Source organism: Pseudomonas sp. GW823-FHT06E10, assembly GCF_058794995.1.
Genome location: NZ_JBXAHJ010000023.1, coordinates 13,750 through 34,230 on the forward strand (window position 1 = coordinate 13,750; position 20,481 = coordinate 34,230).

The following is a 20,481-nucleotide window of genomic DNA, read 5'->3' on the forward strand; positions in this document are numbered from 1 at the left end:
GGCATCAGGATGGACAGCGACCGTCACTCGTAGTCGAATGCGAGAACGAAGGTTCCGAGGCAATGGATATGACGAGGAAGATGCCCCCCGCAGTACGCGATCATGCCCTGCAGATCGCCCACCACGAAATGGGCCACTACGTCGTGGCCCGCGCCCTGGGGTTTGAAACGGGCGGCGTGACCCTGACGGTGACTATGGATCTGCGGCACCAGGGAGGGGCCTGCATTACGCTGGTGCGCCCAATTTCGTCGATGGAAGCCATGAAGGAGCATCTGGAAGCCCGGATGATGGTGCTCCTGGCTGGCGCAATGGCGCAGACATTCCCTTCAAAAACTTCAGCCGTAAAACGCGTCGACAAGCCCATAGCCACTGCCATCCTCAAAGGCGAGCAGGGGGCTGAACAGGATTACGCAAAAATCAGGGAGCTTCAGCATCTGCTGCGCAATATCACTTGCCCCGATACCGATCCCACGTCGTCTGAGCAGATAGCGGCGGAGCTTAAAGCGATGACAGATCGGGTTTGGATTCGGACTCAAGGAATTATCGAAGATCAGGCCGGGACGATTGCCGAATTGGCGGCGACATTGGTCGACGGCATGGTGCTCGTTGAGCAATGGGGGCGGGGGGCGGATACGTATGAGGTGGTGTTGACGGGGCAGATGCTGGAGCGACTGCGGGTGGTGCAGGCCATCCCTTCGTTGCGTGTTTGGACTGACAGTTGCAGTGATGCCGTTCAGCACTGGAAATAACGAAGGGTCGAAGCGTTACTTGCTCGCGAGCATAGCGTCTTGCACCAATGGCAACAGTGCATCAGTTGCCGCCAACAGTTCGGCAAGAAGGGTTTCGTCCACATCCAGATAACCTTCGTACTCAGCCAGATTGCGGCGCTCGTGACAAAGTGCGAACAGGCGTACCTGGATTTTGTTCAGACCGAGAGTATGTACAAGGCACTGAAATACCAGATAGCGGCGGTCGGAGCGAAAACCCTGTAGACGCATGGCCGTCAGTGCCAGGGCATGTGCAGCGTTGTAGGCGAGGTCGAAGCGACTGGCGAAGGACAGGGCCGAACTGTGAGCATCCTTCAAACGGTCCGTGGCCGATCTAAGCAGCCCTTCACATTCCTTGCGATCTGGAGGTTCGGCTTTGAGGCCGCCGCTACGCACCAGGTTCTCCAGATTTTCGTTACTGCCCATCGGCTACCTCTGCTGGATTGCGGCCAATCAAATCAATTTTGTCCTGTTGTTCAACCCGCACTACAAAGCTGTTGCCGGCCGCCTTCTTGGTTTGCCAGTCGACCAGTGTGTAGAGCGTTGGGTTAATGGTGCGGCCAAGCTGTTCCTCTACGGGCAGTACCCGTTCCATCAAGTCGCTGTAACTGAGATTTTCACCAATCAGCATCAGGTCAATGTCACTGCCTGCGTGCTCGTTACCCTTGGCAATGGAGCCATAGATGAACGCCCATACCAACTGATCATTCAGCGGAGTCAAGGCCGCACGCAGCTGCTCTGCAATGCCAAAAGTCTTACGCACTATCCCAAGCAGTTCTGCATAGATGGGGCACTCAGGGTTGGCTTGGTAGTGCGTCTGATTACCCCGTCGACTCATGGTGAGAATGCCTGCGCTATGCAGACGCTCCAGCTCACGCATCAGGCTGCCCTTGCCGACCTGCGCCCAGCGGGATATTTCATTGGCATAGAAGCTCTGATCCGGTTTGCCATACAACATGCCCAGCACTTTTTGCTGGGTGGCAGTAAAGAGAGCATCGCTTAGCGGGATGGCAGGCATGGTCGGCTCTATAATTCCCAAAAAGGGAACGATAGGTCCCTTTTTGGGAATTATCAACTTTGCCGTGATTATGTGTTTTTCGATGGGTCTGCTTCCTTTCTCATTTGAACAGGCCGGCGCGTCAGCACCTTTACCACATCATCAATCACCGCTTTGCTCATCGTCGTCAGGTAATGCGCGGCCCAGGCGTGGCGGTCGGAGTCTTGGGAGTAGGCGGCGTCCACGATGAGGGATTTGGCGAGGAACAGCAGGTCGGAGGCTTGGGCCAGAGCGTCGGCGATGGGGACGTTGCGGCAGACGTGGAACAGAGGTTGATCCGAGAGGTACAGGAAGGGTGTGAAGCCGGCGGTTTTCAGGTCTGAGGGTGCGGGTGAATCTGCTTCAGTCATGGTTTTACTCCTGGGTTCTAGGAGCCGCCACAATCGTTTCCAAGCGAATGGGTGACGGCTGTACGCAGGTTGGAAAACCGGGAACCTAGGAACCGGCACGCCCGAAGGCGTCCCACGCACAGCCGTCATAACTCAGGATCACACAATACAAGCAATCGTGATGAGGGCGCTGTTGCGGCTAGAGTTCGGCGGGTTTCCAAGCCCGATCGCTGAATGGTCAGCGACGTCCGGAGACTATCCCGTCGAAGAAAAGGGCAACAAGGCGGCAAAGTGCCCAAATAGAAGATTCGGAGTTTGCCTACAAGGTCTGCGGGCGTCATCCGATAAAGCGAGAGCTTAAGTAAACAAAACTAAACGCCAGGCACGAAAAAGCCGCGCATTGCGCGGCTTTCTTGTTTGGTGGGCCCACACGGACTTGAACCGTGGACCAAAGGATTATGAGTCCTCTGCTCTAACCAACTGAGCTATAGGCCCTCAGTAGGTCGCGGATTATAGCGACGGTTTTGCGACTGTGCTATCCGAAAAAGCCTTTACTGCTGTACGAAGAAACGTTGCGGCAAATTCGTCGGGGGGTAGGGGCAGGCTGACGATGTAGCCCTGGATTTGTTCACAGCCTTCGGCGGCGAGGAATTGCTGTTGCGCGTGGGTCTCGACTCCTTCGGCAATCACGGTGAACTGCATGCTGCGTCCGAGGGCGATGATGGCGCGGACGATCGCCGCGTCGTGGGGATCGTCCGGCAGGCCGCGGACGAAGGACTGGTCGATCTTGAGGATGTCCAGCGGCAGGCGCTTGAGGTAACTCAAGGACGAGTAGCCGGTGCCGAAGTCATCGATGGCCAGTTGCACGCCCAGTTGTTTGAGTTGATGCAATACCGCCAGCGCTTCCTCTGCCTGGCTCATGATGAAGTTTTCGGTGATTTCCAGTTGCAGGAAACCGGGGTTGAGACCGTTGTCCTTGAGCAACTGTTCGATGCGGCCCAGCAAGTTGGGTTGGCGCAGTTGGGCGCCGGCCAGGTTGACCGACAGCGGGCCGGGATTTTCGTACAGCCGGTGCCATTCGGCCATCTGCCGGCAGGCGGTTTCCAGGACCCAGTCGCCGATTTGCAGGATCATGCCGTTTTCTTCGGCCAGCGGGATGAAGTGTTCCCGCGGCACGTCGCCAAAGGTCGGATGGTGCCAGCGGATCAGGGCTTCGGCGCCGACCAGGCTGTAGTCTTCGAGGCTGATTTTCGGTTGGTAGCACAGGCGCAACTCGTTGCGCTCGATGGCACGGCGCAGTTCGTGTTCCAGCGCCACGCGTTCGCTGGCCTGGGCGGTTAGGTCGCGGGTGTAGCTTTCGACACGGTTGCGGCCCTTGGCCTTGGAGCGGTACATCGCGGCGTCGGCGTTCTTGATCAGTGTGGCAACGTCGCAGCCATCCTTCGGATAGAGGCTGGTGCCGATGCTGGCGCTGATGAAGAACTCGTGTTCACCGGCCTGGAACGGCGCGGCGAAACAATTGAGCAGTTTGGTGGCGATGTGGTCGGCATCGCTGGATTGTTGCAGGCCCGGCAGCAGGATAATGAATTCGTCACCCCCCAGGCGCGCCACGGTGTCGATGTCACGCAACTGTTCCTTGAGGCGCACGGCAATGCCCTTGAGCAGCAGGTCGCCGACCGGGTGGCCGAGGCTGTCGTTGATGTGTTTGAAGCGGTCGAGGTCGAGGAACAGCACCGCGCCCTGGCCGCCGTTTTCCTGCTGGCTGTTGAGCGCCGTCAGCAGACGGCTTTCGAACAGCGTTCGGTTCGGCAGGCCGGTCAGCGGGTCGTGGTGTGCCTGGTAGTCGAGTTTGGCCTGGGCGTGCTTGAGGCTGGAAATGTCGGCGAACACCGCGACAAAGTGGGTGATGAAGTTCTCCCGGTTGCGCACGGCACTGATGGTCAGCCAGCTTGGATACAGCTCGCCATTCTTGCGTCGGTTGGAAATCTCGCCTTGCCAGTGGCCTTCGGCGGTCAATTGATGCCACATGGCCGCGTAGAACGCGCTGTCATGCAGGCCCGAGGCGAGCAGGCGTGGCGTGTGGCCCAGGGCTTCGCTTTCGCTGTAACCGGTGATTTCGGTGAAAGCACGGTTGACCGCGCTGATGTGCTGTTGGGTATCGGTGATCAACACGCCTTCGGCGGTGCTTTCGAACACGGTGGCGGCCTGTTGCAGTTTTTCCTGCATCAGGTGCCGCTCGGTGATGTCCCGGGCGATTGTCAGCATGCAGTCGTCATCGCCAATCGGCAGTGGTCGGCTGGATACTTCACAGAGTCGGATCTGCCCGTCGCTGCGGCGGATATGGCAGCTGAAGTCGCGGACAAAGCCATCGCGGCGCAGCAGATCGAGCATTTGCTTGCGTTCATTGAGGTTGACCCAGATCCCCAGGTCCAGCGCCGAACGATCCACCGACATGGCGCTGTTGAACCCGGTGATGCGGCTAAAACCGTCGTTGACCTCCAACAGCAAGCCATCGCTTTGCCGTGACAGCAGCAAACCGTCGGGGGAGGCGTGGAAGGCCTTGGCGAACTTTTCTTCGGATGTTTGCAGCTGTTGCTGGGTTTCCTTGAGTTGGGTGATGTCCCGCACCACGACCACCAGCGCCGGTGTCATGTCGAGGTCGAACGGTTCGGCGGAGATCAGGCCGGTAAACACCTGGCCGTTGCTGCGGCGAAAGGGCATTTCCAGGTTGCGGATGCTGCCAGCCTGCAAGCGTTGCAGCAGGCCCGGCCCGACACCGGGAATCCCCCAGATGTTCAGGTTGGTGGCGGTCTGGCCAATGACGTCCTCGGCCTTGAGGCCGATTTGCTCCTCGAACGCTTCGTTGACCTCCAGCAGGCAACCGTCGCTCAGGCGCGCGATCACCAGAATGTCCGGGCATTGCTGGAACACGGAGGCAAATTTCTGTTCCGACAGGCGCAGTGCTTCTTCAGTGCGCTTGGCGTCGGTGATATCGATCATCAAGCCGCGCAGCACCGGCTCATGCCCGTGCTCGATCAGGCTGACGATATCTCGCACCCACAGGCAGCGGCCGTCGGCGGTGATCACCCGGTAATCGAGGCGGTGATCGCGCCCGGCCAGTACTTCGTGATCGCAGAAGGTCTGGGCTCGGGTCAGGTCGGCGGGGTGAATGATGTTGCGCCAGAAGCCTGGAATCAGCCAATGGGACAGGGGATAACCGAGAAGGTCTTCGGCGTGGGGCGATACATAGCTGTAGGTGAAGTCCGTGACTTTTGCTTCCCAGGCGATTGCCGACAGGCTCTCCACCAAGCCGCGGTAGTGGTATTCGCTGCTGCGCAGTTCCTGTTCAAGGTCGACCCGGCGGGCGATTTCCGAGCTCAAGCGGCGGTTGATGCGGATAACCACCGCCAGCACGGTAGTCAGCAGCAGCAATCCGGGTAGGCCGTACACCAGCAAGTCACTCCAGAAAGTTCGATGATCGAGGACGTTACCGACCCAATGCTCCTGAATGGCGCTGATTTCAGCCGGGCTCATGTCCGCCAGGACTTTGTCGAGAATGCCGACCAGCATCTTGTTGTTGCGGGGTACACCCATGGCCAGTTGATAGCGATAGGGCGTTTCACCGCTGACATACAACCCATCGAGCTTGAGTTGGCGCAGGCTCCAGACGCTGGAAGCCAGATCGCCTACCACTGCGTCTACTTCGTCGATGGCCAGCGCCTGCAGCGCCGAACTGACGTTGGGCATCGCCACAAGGTTCAAGTCGGGATGGTGGGTGCGCAGCAGTTCGTGGGGGGCGTAGTTTTCCACCACGGCGATTTTCAGGCCGTACAGGTCTTTCAGGTTATGTGGCTGAGGGCCCCCGACATGGGCCAGGATAACAATCGGAAAATCCAGATAGGGGCGGGTGAACGACAGGTAATTCTGGCGTTCCGGGGTCGACATGATGCCCGGCAGCAGGTCCAGCTTGCCCTTCTTAGCCTGTTCCAGGACGGCGGTCCAGCTCACCGGCTCGATGGGCGTGAGCCGGGTTGCCAGCCTTTTGCGGATGACCTCAATGTAATCCGCGGCAAGGCCCTGGTAGCGGCCCTCATCGTCACGAAACTCGAAGGGCGGCCATGACGCATCGACACCCAGGCGCAATTCCGGGTGAGCCGCCAGCCAGCTACGTTCTTCGTCAGTGAGAGTCAGCGCGCCAGCCGTTGCGGTCCAGGTCATCAGCGACAGCAAAAAAAGCACGGTCGGCAGTCTGGGCATAACGGTCTCGTTATGGCTCGGGGGAATGTTTCGAGTGTAGACGGCTACAGGGCGGAGGGGGGAAGCAGGGGGATTTAATCTGTACAAAGCAAAACCCCCGGCCTGGGCCGGGGGTTCTGTGATCACTCGTCGAGGAAGGAGCGCAGATGCTCGCTTCTCGTCGGGTGGCGCAGCTTGCGCAGCGCCTTGGCTTCGATCTGACGAATCCGCTCACGGGTCACGTCGAACTGCTTACCGACCTCCTCAAGGGTGTGGTCGGTATTCATGTCGATACCGAAACGCATGCGCAGTACCTTGGCTTCACGGGCAGTGAGGCCGGACAGTACTTCTCGAGTCGCTTCTTTAAGGCTCTCAACGGTTGCAACATCGATTGGCGACTGCATGGTCGAGTCTTCGATGAAGTCGCCCAGATGGGAGTCTTCGTCATCACCGATCGGGGTTTCCATGGAGATCGGCTCTTTAGCGATCTTCAATACCTTGCGGATCTTGTCCTCAGGCATTTCCATGCGTTCGCCCAGCTCTTCCGGGGTCGGTTCGCGACCCATTTCCTGCAACATCTGGCGGGAAATGCGGTTGAGCTTGTTGATCGTCTCGATCATGTGCACCGGAATACGGATGGTGCGGGCCTGGTCGGCGATCGAGCGAGTGATCGCCTGACGGATCCACCAAGTGGCATAAGTCGAGAATTTGTAGCCGCGACGGTATTCGAATTTGTCTACCGCTTTCATCAAGCCGATGTTGCCTTCCTGGATCAGATCGAGGAATTGCAGGCCACGGTTGGTGTACTTCTTGGCGATGGAGATCACCAGACGCAAGTTGGCTTCAACCATCTCTTTCTTCGCGCGGCGGGCCTTGGCCTCACCGATCGACATGCGACGGTTGATGTCCTTGATCTCGGCGATGGTCAAACCGGTTTCGGTTTCCAGCGCGGTCAGCTTCTGCTGGCAACGGATGATGTCCGGCTGCAGACGACCAATGGCTTCAGCGTATTTGCCTTTGCCTTTGGCCAGGGCATCACTCCAGCTTTCGTCGACTTCGTTGCCCGGGAACTGGCGCAGGAAGTCGGCACGCGGCATGCGCGCATCACGAACGCAGAGCTGCATGATTGCGCGCTCTTGCTGACGCAGGCGATCCAGGGCACTGCGAACACGCTCGACCAGGCCTTCGAATTGCTTCGGCACCAGTTTGATCGGCATGAACAGCTCGGCCAGGGCCAACAGCTCGGCAATCGCTGCCTTGTTGTTGCGACCGTGCTTTTTCAGCGCCTTGCGGGTGATTTCCATCTGATCGGCCACAGCGCCAAAACGCTGTGCAGCGATGATCGGATCCGGACCGCTTTCGGCTTCTTCCTCGTCATCGGAAGCTTCACCCTCTTCGTCGTCGGAATCGTCATCCGCCTTGACGGCTTTCGCGTCAATCGGCGGCGGCACTTCTGCCGCAGGCGGCGCAATGCCGTCGTCCGGGTCGATATAACCGCTCAGAACGTCGGACAGGCGACCACCTTCGGTGGTGACGCGGGTGTACTCGGAGAGAATATGATCAACCGTGCCAGGGAAGTGCGCGATTGCGCTCATCACCTCACGGATGCCCTCTTCAATACGCTTGGCGATTTCGATTTCGCCTTCACGCGTGAGGAGCTCCACCGTACCCATTTCGCGCATGTACATGCGCACCGGGTCGGTAGTGCGACCAATGTCGGTCTCGACCGCAGCCAACGCTGCAGCGGCCTCTTCGGCTGCGGCTTCGTCGGTATCGGCGTCGGCCAGCATAAGGGAATCCTTATCTGGCGCAACCTCGAATACGTTGATCCCCATGTCATTGATCATGCGGATGATGTCTTCCACCTGTTCCGGATCTGAAATATCCTCCGGCAGGTGGTCGTTGACCTCCGCGTAAGTCAGGTAGCCCTGCTCACGACCAAGTGTGATCAACTCTTTGATACGAGACTGCTGTTGCGCTTTTCCGGACATAACACCCTATCCACTGAAGGTCTTGGCGGGCAAAAAACAAGCCGAGGATTATACCTGAGCTATGACCTCACGCGCCAGTTGAGGTCGGGTTTGATGCGGAAACATTGCGACTCAAGAGGTCGCGCAGTTGATTTTTCTCTTCGCTGGTCAATTCGCTTTGACGCGCTTTTCGCAGAAGTTGTTCCAGGTTTCGCTCGCGTTGGCGGGCTGACAAGCTAGTAATGGTGTCGAAAAACTGTTGTTCAAGGTTATCTCCATCAATCAGCCATTCCTTTTCCGCCAAGGCCTTGAGCAAGCGGCCTTGTTCTGTGCCGTGCCAACGCGCAATCAGTTGAATTGAGTTTAGCTTGGGATTCTTCTGTACAGCTTCGAGCAGCGCCACCAGCAATTGCGTGTTGGTGTGATCCTCGGCGGCGAAGTGCCCGGCATCCTCGACTTTTTCGGCCAGTTGCGGGTGATGCAGCAACGTGCGCAAGGCGGCGAGGGTTGGCGGTTCTACGGCGGCGGGCACCCGTGGCGCGCGGGGTTGATCACGATCACCGCCCCGTTTGCCATTCTTGTCCCACGGTTTCTTGTCCCATTTCTTGCCTCCTGCACCGGGTTTCTTCGGAGTCCATTCCTGCTGCGGCACATACATTTCCTGTGCCTGCGGCTGATGATAGTCGCTGTAATCGGGCATCGCGTCGTAATCGATGCCCGGGTCGTAGGCCGGCGGTGCTTCTTGCGGGGCGCTTTGTGCCAGCTGACTGACCGCTTCACCGCTCAGGCTGGTGATTTCGCTCAGGCGCTGACGCATCAGGGTGCGCAGGTTGGCGCCCGGGACTTTGTCGATCAACGGCGCGGCGAGGGTGGCCATATGGGCCTTGCCCTCAAGCGAGCGCGGGTCGGCTTCTTCCGTCAGTTGCTGGAAGAAGTAATCGGCCAGTGGCTGCGCGTGCTGGTTGATCCGTGCGCGAAAGGCGTCGGTGCCTTCGGAGCGGACCAGAGTGTCCGGGTCCTCGCCTTCGGGCAGGAACAAAAAGCGTGCGCGACGACCGTCCTGCAGGCTCGAAAGTGTCGCCTCCAGCGCCCGCCATGCCGCATTGCGGCCGGCCTGGTCGCCGTCGAAGCAGAACAGCACGCTGGGCACGACGCGAAACAGCCGCTTGAGGTGTTCCTCGCTGGTGGCGGTGCCCAGGGTCGCGACGGCATTGCGCAGGCCTTGCTGGGCCAGGGCAATGACGTCCATGTAGCCCTCGACGACGATGATCTCGTCGAGGTTGCGGTTGGTCTTGCGCGCTTCATACAGGCCGTAGAGTTCCTGGCCTTTATGGAAAACCGGGGTTTCCGGGGAGTTCAGGTATTTCGGCTTGTCGTCGCCCAATACCCGGCCGCCGAAGGCGATGACGCGCCCGCGACTGTCGCGGATCGGAAACATCACGCGGTCGCGGAAGCGGTCGTAGCGTTTACCGCTTTCGGCGTTTTCGATCAGCAGGCCGGCATCGATCATGGCTTTTTGTTGCAGGGTATCGCTGCTCAAGTGCTTGAACAGGTTGTCCCAGCCAGGCGGAGCAAAGCCCAGGCCGAAGTCCCGGGCGATTTCGCCGGTCAGCCCGCGACCTTTCAGGTATTCCACGGCGGCCTTGCGCGATGGGTGGCTTTTGAGGGCCTGGCGATAAAAGTCGGCAGCGGCGCTCAGTAGCGGATACAGCGGCGAATCGGTCGGCTGTCGCGGTTTGTGCGGCCGGCCGCTTTCTTCGCGGGGGATTTCCATGCCGGCGGCTTTGGCCAGTTCTTCGACAGCCTGGACGAAATCCAGGTTGTCGTGGTCCATGATGAAGCCGAGGGCGTTGCCGCCGGCGCCGCAGCCGAAGCAGTAATAGAACTGCTTGTCGGGGCTGACGCTGAACGACGGAGTCTTTTCCTTGTGGAACGGGCAGCAGGCAGTGTGATTTTTGCCGGCCTTTTTCAATTGCAGGCGCGAGCTGACCACATCGACGATGTCGGTGCGGTTCAGAAGGTCGTCAATGAAGCTCTGGGGAATTAGCCCGGCCATGGCGTTCTCGTCATCTGCGCTGAAAAGGAACCCGAAACGTACGGCGACCGAACGCGGTCATTGTTTGAGGCGCGCAAAGTGTGCGGCTCGACCAGTGTCGTCTGCGTAATCGCTGTCGGGAAGTGTATCTGCCGAAAATCCACTGACGTTAATGCCAATCAGTATTCGACTGTTTGAATGTGTTGCGCTGAATCCGCTGTGGCCAATCATAGGCCCCGGATAGCTCATCATCTGGCACGCAAGCAGGTGCCTTGGGCTGATCGTCGTGAGAGGAATCAGTGGGTGTGCTCGTCAGTAGCCTTGAAAGGCTCGTCAGAAAAGACGTGCACCGCTGGCAAAAGAGCCAGGTCTGACGCGGTGAAGCAGATTTGTCTCGGTCGCGTCTGCGGCTTTGACATTGAAGCATCAAGCGTTTTACGCAAATGCCATAAGCCCGGCTGAGGGCCGGGCTTGGCAGAAGCTTGCTACGATCGTCTGTGTATTAGTACAGACGAACGGCGCGGCGCTGTTCGCGCTGAACTTTCTTGGCGTGACGCTTAACAGCGGCTGCTGCTTTGCGCTTACGCTCAGAAGTTGGCTTCTCGTAAAATTCGCGGCTACGAACTTCAGCCAGTACACCGGCTTTTTCGCAGGAGCGCTTGAAACGACGCAGAGCTACGTCGAAGGGTTCGTTCTCTTTTACTTTGACGGCTGGCATCCAGAGCTACCTTCATTCATTACCGGGGTCAACATCCTCGCGGCAAAAGAGCACTTGAAGACGTCGGTTTTTAAGGGTTGCGGATGTTAACCCCTCAACGCTCGGAATGCAAAGCCTCTGATCGAAAACCGCTGGTAGGGGCATCACGCGACGACTATTATGCGCGCCTTCGAATTCAGCCTAAACAAGGCGCAAACCCATGCTAGTACTGGGATTAGAAACATCCTGCGACGAAACTGGTGTCGCATTGTATGACAGTGAGCGCGGCCTGCTGGCCGACGCGTTGTTCAGTCAGATCGACCTGCACCGTGCCTATGGTGGCGTGGTGCCAGAGCTGGCTTCACGCGATCACGTCAAACGCATGCTGCCCTTGATTCGTCAGGTGTTGGACGAGGCCGACTGCGTGCCGACCGAGATCGATGCGATCGCCTACACCGCGGGTCCTGGCCTGGTTGGTGCCTTGCTGGTAGGGGCTTCCTGTGCTCAGGCGCTGGCCTTTGCCTGGGGCATTCCGGCCCTTGGCGTGCATCACATGGAAGGCCATTTGCTGGCGCCGATGCTGGAGTCGCAACCGCCGGAATTTCCGTTCGTCGCTTTGTTGGTGTCGGGTGGTCACACGCAACTGGTTCAGGTCGACGGAATCGGTCAGTACACGCTTCTGGGCGAGACCCTGGATGACGCCGCCGGCGAGGCCTTCGACAAGACGGCCAAGATGATGGGGCTCAATTATCCGGGCGGACCGGAGATCGCTCGCCTTGCAGAGCAAGGCGTTGCAGGGCGTTTCGTCTTCCCGCGGCCGATGTGCGACCGTCCGGGCCTGGATTTCAGCTTCAGTGGCCTGAAAACCTTTGCGCTGAACACCTGGCAACAGTGCGTCAACGTCGGGGACGACGGAGAGCAAGCCCGTTGCGACATCGCGCTGGCATTCCAGCAGGCCGTGGTGGAGACTTTGACCATCAAGTGCAAGCGTGCCCTGAAGGCCGCTGGCATGAAGCGCCTGGTGATTGCCGGGGGCGTCAGTGCCAACAAGGCGTTGCGCACTTCCCTGGAGAAAATGCTCGGCGACATGAAGGGCGATGTGTTTTATGCCCGTGCGCAGTTTTGCACCGATAACGGCGCGATGATTGCCTTTGCCGGCTGCCAGCGCTTGCAGGCCGGTCAGCAGGAAAGCCTGGCGATCAGCGTGCAGGCGCGTTGGCCGATGGAGCAGTTGACCGCATTGTGATGAGCGGTGCTCATGTCCGGCGGCTAGAAATGCCGTTCGCGCCCGGCAAACAGGTCGCGTAGATTGCCGCGATGTCGCCAGACGATCAGCCCGGTGAGCGTGCTCATGGGCAGCAGGGCGGCCGGTTCTTGCCAGGCCAGCAACGGCAAGGTCAGCGGTGTGGCGATGAGGGCGGCCAGGGAGCTGGTGCGGGTCAGGTAGAACGTCAAGAGCCAGGTGCAGACCGCCAGAAGGGCAGCGGGCGGGTACAGTCCCAGCAACATGCCGGCAGCGGTGGCGACGCCCTTGCCGCCGCGAAAGCGAAAGTACAACGGAAACAGATGGCCGATGACGGCATAGACGCCGATCCAGGCCTGTTCCTGCTGCGAAAGACCCGCAAGACGCGCAATCAGTACCGGCAGCAGGCCTTTGCAAAGGTCCCCGAGCAGGGTCAGGATGGCGAGCTTCTTGCCGGCCAGGCGCAACATGTTGGTGGCACCGGCATTGCCCGAGCCACTCATTCGCGGATCGGGGTTACCGGTCATGCGGCTGAGCAAAATGGCAAAGGACAGAGAGCCGAGCAGGTAGGCGAGGATCGCCAATAACCAAAACATGCTAACTATTCCGGGCGAGGAAGCCCTGATTCTAACGGCGCATTGCGCCCTTGTCGTGTAGCGGAGAGAAGTGCTTGGACAGAGTGTTTATCGAGGGCCTGGAAGTCGACACGGTGATTGGTGCCTACGACTGGGAGCGAGGCATCCGACAGTGCTTGCGTCTTGACCTGAGTTTCGCCTGGGATAATCGCCCGGCCGCAGCCGGTGATGACCTGACCCTGGCGCTCGACTACGCCAGTGTTTCCTCGCGCATCCAGGCGTTTGCCGAGCAGGCGCAATTCCAGTTGGTGGAAACCTTTGCCGAGCGCCTGGTTGAAGTGCTGATGAGCGAATTCAAGATCACCTGGATGCGCCTTAAGCTGACCAAGCCCGGGGCCGTCCCGGCGGCCACCGGCGGTGTGGGCGTGGAGATCGAGCGCGGATGTCGCTGACTCAGGTGTACCTCGGGCTCGGTAGCAATATCGAGCGTGAAACCCATTTGCGGGCGGGACTCGATGCTCTGGCGGCATTCCTTGTCGATATCCGCTGTTCGGCGGTGTTCGAAAGCCAGCCGGTGGGCATCAAGAGCGGACCGTTCTTCAATTTCGTGGTGTCGGCGTATACCGATCTGCCGCTGATGGAACTTGATCGTCGATTGAAGTTCATTGAGGCGGATAACGGTCGTTACGCACCGGATCGCCGAGGTTTGCCGCTGGATATCGACGTATTGTTGTTCGGTGACCAGGTGGGCAATTTCGATGGCTTGATCTTGCCGCGGGCAGAAATTCTGAAAAATGCGTTCGTTCTGTGGCCGTTGTCGTTGATAGCGCCGGATCGCGTGCACCCGGGCGCAGGCAAGAGTTTTGCGACTTTGTGGGCTGAAGCGCAGATCGATCAGGTGTTGGCGCCAGTAGCGTTCGAATGGCGCGGTGAACAGCTGACACCTTCAGGTTTGTTGTGACCTTACTGACGTCTTCGCGAGCAGGCTCGCTCCCACAGGTACGATGCAATTCCTGTGGGAGCGGGCTTGCTCGCGAAGCTTTTCAGGCAGACGTCGCCTCTTTGTAAGCCTTCAGCGCCTTGAGCCGCTCGCGCTTGATCTCCTTCCCCAACTCCGGCCCCTTGAAGCCTTTCTCCAGCAACGGCTGAACCGCCACGCTACGCGCCGCAGTTGCCGCGCCGCGCAAGTAATCTGCCTGTGGGTAACTTCTTTCTTCCAGCCCTTTGCGTCCACGCGCATCCATCTCGCATGCGGCGATGAACTCCTCGAACCGCTGTGGCCGACGGTAAATGTCGAAGCTTTGCAACAACTCCAGCAATGTCGATGGCTTCAGCTCAAGGGCGCGATGCCCATGGGTGTGGTACTCGCCCACCAGCAGCGCCAGTTCCTGGCAGTCCCTCGGCACCTTGAAACGTTCATTGACCGCTTTGATCAGCTTCAGGCCCTTGAACTCGTGGGCAATGTGTCGCGGCCATTCATCCTCTGGCGTCAGTCCCTTGCCCAGGTCGTGCAGCAGGCACGCCCAGCGCACGGTGAGTGGCTGTTTGTGTAGTGCGGCTTGCTGCAACACGCTCAGGGTATGTACACCTGTATCGATTTCCGGGTGATGGGCGGGTGGTTGCGGTACGTCAAACAGCGCGTCGACCTCGGGCATCAGAACCTTGAGTGCGCCGCATGCGCGCAGAACCTCAACAAATACCTGTGGCTGATCCTCCAGCAGGGCGCGGGAAATTTCCTTCCAGCTGCGCTCGGGGGTCAGCGCTTCAAGTTCGCCTGACTCGCTGAGTTGGCGCATCAGCGCCAGGGTTTCCGGGGCAACGGTAAAACCCAGCGTCGCGTAACGCGCCGCGAAGCGGGCAACACGCAGGACCCTGAGTGGATCTTCGGCAAATGCCGGGGAAACATGGCGAAGCAGGCGTGCCTCAAGATCGCGCTGGCCGTGGTACGGGTCGGTCAGGTTCTGCTGATCGTCCTCGGCCATGGCATTGATGGTCAGGTCGCGGCGGATCAGGTCTTCTTCGAGGGTGACTTCAGGGCTGGCGTGAAAAGTGAACCCGCCATAACCGCGTCCGCTTTTGCGCTCGGTGCGGGCGAGGGCGTATTCCTCACCGCTTTTGGGATGAAGGAACACCGGGAAGTCCGCGCCCACCGGGCGAAAACCCTTGGCGAGCATTTCTTCGGTGGTAGCGCCGACCACAACCCAGTCGATATCGGTAACCGGTTTGCCCAGCAGGCGATCACGTACCGCACCGCCGACTTTATAAATACGCATAAAAAACCTCCGTTAGCTCGACAGGATAACCGTTGCATCGAGCTTTCGGAGGCACAAACCGGATCAAAGATGGATGACGGCCAGGTCCAGGCGGCCGTAATCACCTTCGCTGTGCTCGCTTCTGGGCGGCACATGGTGGGTTTTCATGACCTGATCGCCTTGCAGGGTTTCCAGGTGAATGTCGAAGCCCCAGAGGCGGTGCAGGTGTTTGAGCACTTCTTCGGTCGAGTCCCCCAGCGGTTTGCGGTCGTGCTGCTGGTGACGCAGGGTCAGGGAGCGGTCACCGCGACGGTCGATGCTGTAGATCTGCACGTTGGGCTCGCGATTGCCCAGGTTGTACTGTGCCGCGAGGGTTTCCCTGATGATGCGGTAGCCACCTTCGTCGTGAATGGCGGGCACCAGCAGGTCGTCCTTCTGGTCGTCATCGAGAATGCTGAACAGCTTCAGGTCGCGGATCACCTTGGGCGACAGGTACTGCAGGATGAAGCTCTCATCCTTGAAGCTGCTCATGGCGAACTTGATGGCTGCCAGCCAGTCGGTACCGGCAATGTCAGGGAACCAGCGGCGATCTTCTTCCGTAGGCTCTTCGCACATGCGGCGGATGTCGCGGTACATGGCAAACCCCAGGGCGTAGGGGTTGATGCCACTGTAGTAGGGGCTATCGAAGCCAGGCTGGAATACCACGCTGGTGTGGGACGTCAGGAACTCCATCATGAAGCCGTCGGTGACCAGGCCTTCGTCGTACAGGTCGTTCATCAGTGTGTAGTGCCAGAACGTGGCCCAACCCTCGTTCATGACCTGGGTCTGACGCTGTGGATAAAAATACTGGGCGATCTTGCGCACGATACGCACGATTTCCCGCTGCCATGGCTCCAGCAGCGGCGCATGTTTTTCGATGAAGTACAGGATGTTTTCCTGGGGTTCGGCGGGGAAGCGTGCGTTGTCCTTGTCGCTGTACTTGTCCGCGCCCTTGGGAATGGTGCGCCACAAATCGTTGATCTGTTTCTGTAAATGTTCTTCCCGGTCCTTTTGCCGGCGACGTTCTTCCTCCGCGGAGATCGGATAAGGGCGTTTGTAACGATCGACACCATAGTTCATCAGCGCATGGCAGGAGTCGAGCAGATCCTCGACAGCGTCGATACCGTGGCGTTCTTCGCACTGCATGATGTACTGCTTGGCAAACACCAGGTAATCGATGATCGAACTGGCGTCGGTCCAGGTGCGGAACAGGTAATTGCCTTTGAAAAAGCTGTTGTGCCCGTAGCAGGCATGGGCCACCACCAGCGCCTGCATGCAGATGGTGTTTTCTTCCATCAGGTAGGCGATGCATGGGTCGGAGTTGATCACGATCTCGTACGCCAGCCCCATCTGGCCGCGGGTGTAGGACTTTTCAGTGCTGAGGAAGTGCTTGCCATAGGACCAGTGGTGATAACCCAGCGGCATACCGACCGAGGCGTAGGCGTCCATCATCTGTTCGGCGGTGATCACTTCGATCTGGTTGGGATACGTATCGAGTGCGTAACCGGCCGCAATACGACTGATTTCGCGGTCGTAGGCCTGGATCAGCTCGAACGTCCATTCGGAGCCGGTGGAAATGGGTTGGCGTTTCTGCTCTTTGGCGGTCATGTCACTAACCTGCGCTGGAAGAGTTCACGGAAGACCGGATAGATATCCCCGGCCGAGACCAGTTGTTGCTGGGCAAATGTATCGGAAAAGGCTTCGGCGATGCGCTCGTACTCGAACCACAGGGCCTGGTGTTCGCGCGGGGTGATCTCAACGTAAGTGTAGTACTGCACGAATGGCATGATCTGGTTGATCAGGATGTCGCGGCAGATCGGAGAGTCGTCGTTCCAGTTGTCACCATCTGAGGCCTGGGCGGCGTAGATGTTCCACTCGTTGCTCGGATAACGCTCGGCCATGATCTCCTGCATCAGTTTCAAGGCGCTGGAGACGATGGTGCCGCCGGTTTCCCGGGAGTAGAAAAACTCCTCTTCATCCACTTCGCGGGCGCTGGTGTGGTGGCGGATGAACACGACGTCGATCTTGTCGTAGTTACGCTTAAGAAACAGATACAGCAGGATAAAGAAGCGCTTAGCGATGTCCTTGGTCGCCTGGGTCATCGAGCCGGACACGTCCATCAGGCAGAACATCACGGCCTTGGAACTGGGGTTGGGCTGTTTGATGAGCAGGTTGTACTTGAGGTCGAATGTGTCGAGAAACGGTATACGGTGAATGCGTGCGCTGAGTTTTTCGATTTCTGCTTCGATTTCCTGGATATCGCCGAAGTTGTCCGGTTCTTCTTGCTTGAGTCGCAGAAGTTCTTCCTTGGCTTCACGCAGTTTTGCGCGGCTGCTGCCGGACAGGGCGATCCGCCGGGCGTGGGCTGAGCGCAGGGTGCGGATGATGTTGATCCGCGACGGGTTGCCCTCGTTGCTGATCCCGGCGCGCACGGTCTTGAAGGTGTCGGTGCCGGTCAGGTTGCGTTTGACCAGGTTGGGCAGTTCGAGGTCCTCGAACATGAACTCGAGGAACTCTTCCTGGGTAATCTGGAAGACGAATTCGTCCATCCCCTCGCCGGAATTGCCCGCCTTGCCGGGGCCTCGGCCGCCACCGCCTCCCGGTGGCCGGGCGATATGTTCGCCGCTGGTGAATTCCTTGTTGCCCGGGTGCACGACCGTCTGCTTGCCACCGCGACCGTGATGAAGCACCGGCTCGTCGATGTCGCGGCCGGGAATGCTGATTTGTTCGCCGTGTTCCATATCGGTAATGGAGCGCCGGCTGACCGCCTCTTCGACAGCCTTCTTGATGTGATCACGGTAGCGCCGCAGAAAACGCTGGCGGTTCACCGTGCTCTTGTTCTTGCCATTGAGACGTCGGTCGATCACATAGCTCATGACTGCTCCTTAGAAGCTGTCCTGAAAGGGGCGAGCGGTTATGCAGCATCGGACCGGTGCCAAGGGATGTTCACGCTCCCCCAAGCGCTTTTGGATGCTGCCTGTACCTCGCTACCGACTTTCGAACACCTTCCAGAGGTCTGTGTAACAGAAAACGCGTACACAGGCCTCTGGCTGACGACAACCGGTCTGACCGGCAGCGGGTTACTGTGATTTTCTGACCCGCAGGTACCACTCGGACAGCAGTCGTACCTGTTTGTCGGTGTAGCCCCGCTCGACCATCCGTGTGACGAAGTCGTTGTGTTTCTGTTGGTCCTCTTTGCTGGCCTTGGCATTGAAGCTGATGACCGGCAGCAGGTCCTCGGTGTTGGAGAACATTTTCTTCTCGATGACCACCCGCAGTTTTTCGTAGCTGAGCCAGGTCGGGTTCTTGCCGTTGTTGTTGGCCCGGGCGCGCAGTACGAAGTTGACGATTTCGTTGCGGAAATCCTTCGGATTGCTGATGCCGGCCGGTTTTTCGATTTTCTCCAGTTCTTCGTTCAACGCTACGCGGTTGAGGATCTCGCCGGTTTCCGGGTCGCGGTATTCCTGGTCCTGGATCCAGAAGTCGGCGTACAGCACATAACGATCGAAGATGTTCTGGCCGTACTCGCTGTAGGACTCGAGGTAGGCGGTCTGGATCTCCTTGCCGATGAATTCGATGTAGCGCGGTGCCAGGTACTCCTTGAGGAAGCGCAGATAGCGTTCGCGGGTCTCGGCCTGGAACTGTTCCTGCTCGATCTGTTGTTCAAGCACGTAGAGCAGGTGCACCGGGTTGGCGGCAATTTCGTGCGGGTCGAAGTTGAACACTTTCGACAGGATCTTGAACGCGAAGCGGGTCGACAGACCGTTCATGCCTTCGTCGACGCCCGCATTGTCGCGGTATTCCTGGATCGACTTGGCTTTCGGATCGGTGTCCTTGAGGTTCTCGCCGTCGTACACGCGCATCTTCGAGTAGATGTTGGAGTTTTCCGGCTCCTTGAGGCGCGAGAGCACGGTGAACTGGGCCAGCATCTTCAGGGTATCCGGCGCGCAATGGGCCTTGGCCAGCGAACTGTTGAACAGCAGCTTGTCGTAGATCTTCACTTCGTCACTGACCCGCAGGCAGTACGGCACTTTGACGATGTAGATCCGGTCGATGAAGGCTTCGTTGTTCTTGTTGTTGCGGAAGGTGTGCCACTCCGATTCGTTGGAGTGCGCCAGCAGGATCCCGGTGAACGGAATCGCGCCGAGGCCTTCGGTACTGTTGTAGTTGCCTTCCTGGGTGGCGGTCAGCAGTGGGTGCAGCACCTTGATCGGTGCCTTGAACATTTCGACGAATTCCATCAGGCCCTGGTTGGCCCGGCACAGGGCGCCCGAGTAGCTGTAGGCGTCGGCGTCGTTTTGCGGGAACTCCTCCAATTTGCGGATATCGACCTTGCCCACCAGCGCCGAGATGTCCTGGTTGTTTTCGTCGCCAGGTTCGGTCTTGGCCACAGCGACCTGGTTGAGGATCGACGGGTAGAGTTTGACCACGCGGAACTGACTGATGTCGCCACCGAATTCGGCCAGGCGTTTGGTCGCCCATGGCGACATGATGGTGTTGAGGTAGCGCCGTGGAATGCCAAAGTCTTCCTCGAGGATCGCGCCATCTTCGGTGGCGTTGAAAAGACCCAGGGGCGACTCGAAAACCGGCGAGCCCTTGATTGCATAGAAGGGCACTTTTTCTATCAGTTGCTTGAGCTTCTCGGCCAGGGACGATTTACCGCCACCGACAGGGCCGAGCAGGTACAGGATCTGTTTCTTCTCTTCCAGGCCCTGAGCGGCATGGCGGAAATACGACACGATCTGGTCGATGCATTCTTCCATCCCGTGGAAGTCTTCAAAGGCCGGATAGCGGCGGATGACCTTGTTGGAGAAGATGCGCGACAGTCTCGAGTTGGTCGAGGTGTCGAGCAGTTCCGGTTCACCGATGGCCAGCAATAGACGCTCGGCGGCGGAGGCGTAGGCGCTGCGGTCCTGTTTGCACAGCTCAAGATACTCTTGCAGAGAGAGTTCTTCCTGGCGTGTGGACTCGAAGCGTTGTTGGAAGTGGCTAAAGATACTCATGACGTCACCTCGCTCGATACGTGGAGCCGACGCCGGATCACTCAGTCGATGCTGGCAGCAACCGAACAGGCGATTGCTGTTTACCCCCCAGAACTCTCCCGGAGCTGACTACTCCGAAAGCTACTCCCGATGACCCGTGCGCCGGTGTACCGGCTCTCCCCTGTTTTGGATGGCCTGGGCTTAAGGATAGTTGGGAATTCGGGAGGTAAAGGCGAGATACGTAATTAGTTGTGGCAGACCGTTCGTCTGCCACCGCGCTAGCCCGCGGGAGCCGGGGC

General features: G+C 58.8%; 16 protein-coding genes and 1 tRNA gene. 4 read left to right on the plus strand and 13 right to left on the minus strand.

Going from position 1 to position 20,481, the window contains the following annotated elements; all coding sequences use genetic code 11:
- Positions 1-68 precede the first annotated feature (68 nt).
- On the plus strand, positions 69-749 hold the full coding sequence (locus AC1Q6Y_RS26660) for a zinc metalloprotease (protein ID WP_492625523.1): 681 nt from the start codon (positions 69-71) through the stop codon (positions 747-749).
- A gap of 15 nt (positions 750-764) precedes the next feature.
- Here AC1Q6Y_RS26660 and AC1Q6Y_RS26665 read toward each other — a convergent pair whose 3' ends face one another.
- From AC1Q6Y_RS26665 to rpsU, 8 genes are all read right to left on the minus strand, one after another.
- On the minus strand, positions 765-1,193 hold the full coding sequence (locus AC1Q6Y_RS26665) for a hypothetical protein (RefSeq protein WP_492586817.1): 429 nt from the start codon (positions 1,191-1,193) through the stop codon (positions 765-767).
- Entirely contained in the window at positions 1,183-1,785 is a 603-nt protein-coding gene (locus tag AC1Q6Y_RS26670) for a nucleotidyltransferase domain-containing protein (protein ID WP_492586819.1), read from the minus strand. The genes AC1Q6Y_RS26665 and AC1Q6Y_RS26670 overlap by 11 nt, the downstream gene beginning before the upstream one ends.
- Positions 1,786-1,853: 68 nt before the next feature.
- On the minus strand, positions 1,854-2,174 hold the full coding sequence (locus AC1Q6Y_RS26675) for a DUF3077 domain-containing protein (protein ID WP_057713050.1): 321 nt from the start codon (positions 2,172-2,174) through the stop codon (positions 1,854-1,856).
- Between the two features lie 397 nt (positions 2,175-2,571).
- A tRNA-Ile gene (locus AC1Q6Y_RS26680) sits at positions 2,572-2,648 on the minus strand.
- Between the two features lie 15 nt (positions 2,649-2,663).
- Positions 2,664-6,410, minus strand: coding sequence for a bifunctional diguanylate cyclase/phosphodiesterase (locus AC1Q6Y_RS26685; protein WP_150814000.1), 3,747 nt, complete (start codon positions 6,408-6,410; stop codon positions 2,664-2,666).
- Between the two features lie 122 nt (positions 6,411-6,532).
- Positions 6,533-8,380 carry an RNA polymerase sigma factor RpoD gene (gene rpoD / locus AC1Q6Y_RS26690; protein ID WP_057713062.1) on the minus strand — a complete coding sequence of 616 codons (1,848 nt, stop codon included), beginning with the start codon at positions 8,378-8,380 and terminating at the stop codon, positions 6,533-6,535.
- Between the two features lie 67 nt (positions 8,381-8,447).
- The gene (gene dnaG, locus AC1Q6Y_RS26695) at positions 8,448-10,415 is read right to left on the minus strand and encodes a DNA primase (RefSeq protein WP_492625508.1); all 1,968 of its coding nucleotides are present in this window, start codon (positions 10,413-10,415) and stop codon (positions 8,448-8,450) included.
- A gap of 481 nt (positions 10,416-10,896) precedes the next feature.
- Positions 10,897-11,112 (minus strand): 30S ribosomal protein S21, encoded by a 216-nt coding sequence (gene rpsU / locus AC1Q6Y_RS26700; protein WP_002551877.1) that lies wholly within the window; start codon positions 11,110-11,112, stop codon positions 10,897-10,899.
- A gap of 199 nt (positions 11,113-11,311) precedes the next feature.
- Here rpsU and tsaD point away from each other — a divergent pair, with 199 nt between their 5' ends.
- Positions 11,312-12,337, plus strand: a complete 1,026-nt coding sequence (gene tsaD / locus AC1Q6Y_RS26705) for a tRNA (adenosine(37)-N6)-threonylcarbamoyltransferase complex transferase subunit TsaD (RefSeq protein WP_492625509.1) — start codon at positions 11,312-11,314, stop codon at positions 12,335-12,337.
- Positions 12,338-12,360: 23 nt separating this feature from the next.
- On the opposite strand, the gene plsY is transcribed toward tsaD, so the two are convergent.
- Complete coding sequence (gene plsY, locus AC1Q6Y_RS26710; RefSeq protein ID WP_057713064.1) at positions 12,361-12,930, minus strand: glycerol-3-phosphate 1-O-acyltransferase PlsY; 570 nt, start codon at positions 12,928-12,930, stop codon at positions 12,361-12,363.
- 74 nt (positions 12,931-13,004) lie between these two features.
- Here plsY and folB point away from each other — a divergent pair, with 74 nt between their 5' ends.
- Both folB and folK read left to right on the plus strand, forming a co-directional pair.
- Positions 13,005-13,361, plus strand: a complete 357-nt coding sequence (folB, locus tag AC1Q6Y_RS26715; RefSeq protein WP_008051601.1) for a dihydroneopterin aldolase — start codon at positions 13,005-13,007, stop codon at positions 13,359-13,361.
- Positions 13,352-13,870 carry a 2-amino-4-hydroxy-6-hydroxymethyldihydropteridine diphosphokinase gene (gene folK / locus AC1Q6Y_RS26720; RefSeq protein WP_489339336.1) on the plus strand — a complete coding sequence of 173 codons (519 nt, stop codon included), beginning with the start codon at positions 13,352-13,354 and terminating at the stop codon, positions 13,868-13,870. Before folB ends, folK begins: the two co-directional genes overlap by 10 nt.
- An 82-nt stretch (positions 13,871-13,952) precedes the next feature.
- Here folK and AC1Q6Y_RS26725 read toward each other — a convergent pair whose 3' ends face one another.
- From AC1Q6Y_RS26725 to AC1Q6Y_RS26740, 4 genes are all read right to left on the minus strand, one after another.
- A complete protein-coding gene (locus tag AC1Q6Y_RS26725) occupies positions 13,953-15,182 on the minus strand; it encodes a multifunctional CCA addition/repair protein (RefSeq protein ID WP_489339335.1) in 1,230 nt (409 codons plus the stop codon).
- 63 nt (positions 15,183-15,245) lie between these two features.
- Positions 15,246-16,808: a SpoVR family protein gene (locus AC1Q6Y_RS26730; protein ID WP_057713067.1), complete on the minus strand. Its 1,563-nt coding sequence runs from the start codon at positions 16,806-16,808 to the stop codon at positions 15,246-15,248.
- Positions 16,805-18,076, minus strand: coding sequence for a YeaH/YhbH family protein (locus AC1Q6Y_RS26735; RefSeq protein WP_057713068.1), 1,272 nt, complete (start codon positions 18,074-18,076; stop codon positions 16,805-16,807). Before AC1Q6Y_RS26735 ends, AC1Q6Y_RS26730 begins: the two co-directional genes overlap by 4 nt.
- A 204-nt stretch (positions 18,077-18,280) precedes the next feature.
- Positions 18,281-20,203, minus strand: coding sequence for a PrkA family serine protein kinase (locus AC1Q6Y_RS26740; RefSeq protein WP_057713069.1), 1,923 nt, complete (start codon positions 20,201-20,203; stop codon positions 18,281-18,283).
- Between the last annotated feature and the right edge of the window lie 278 nt (positions 20,204-20,481).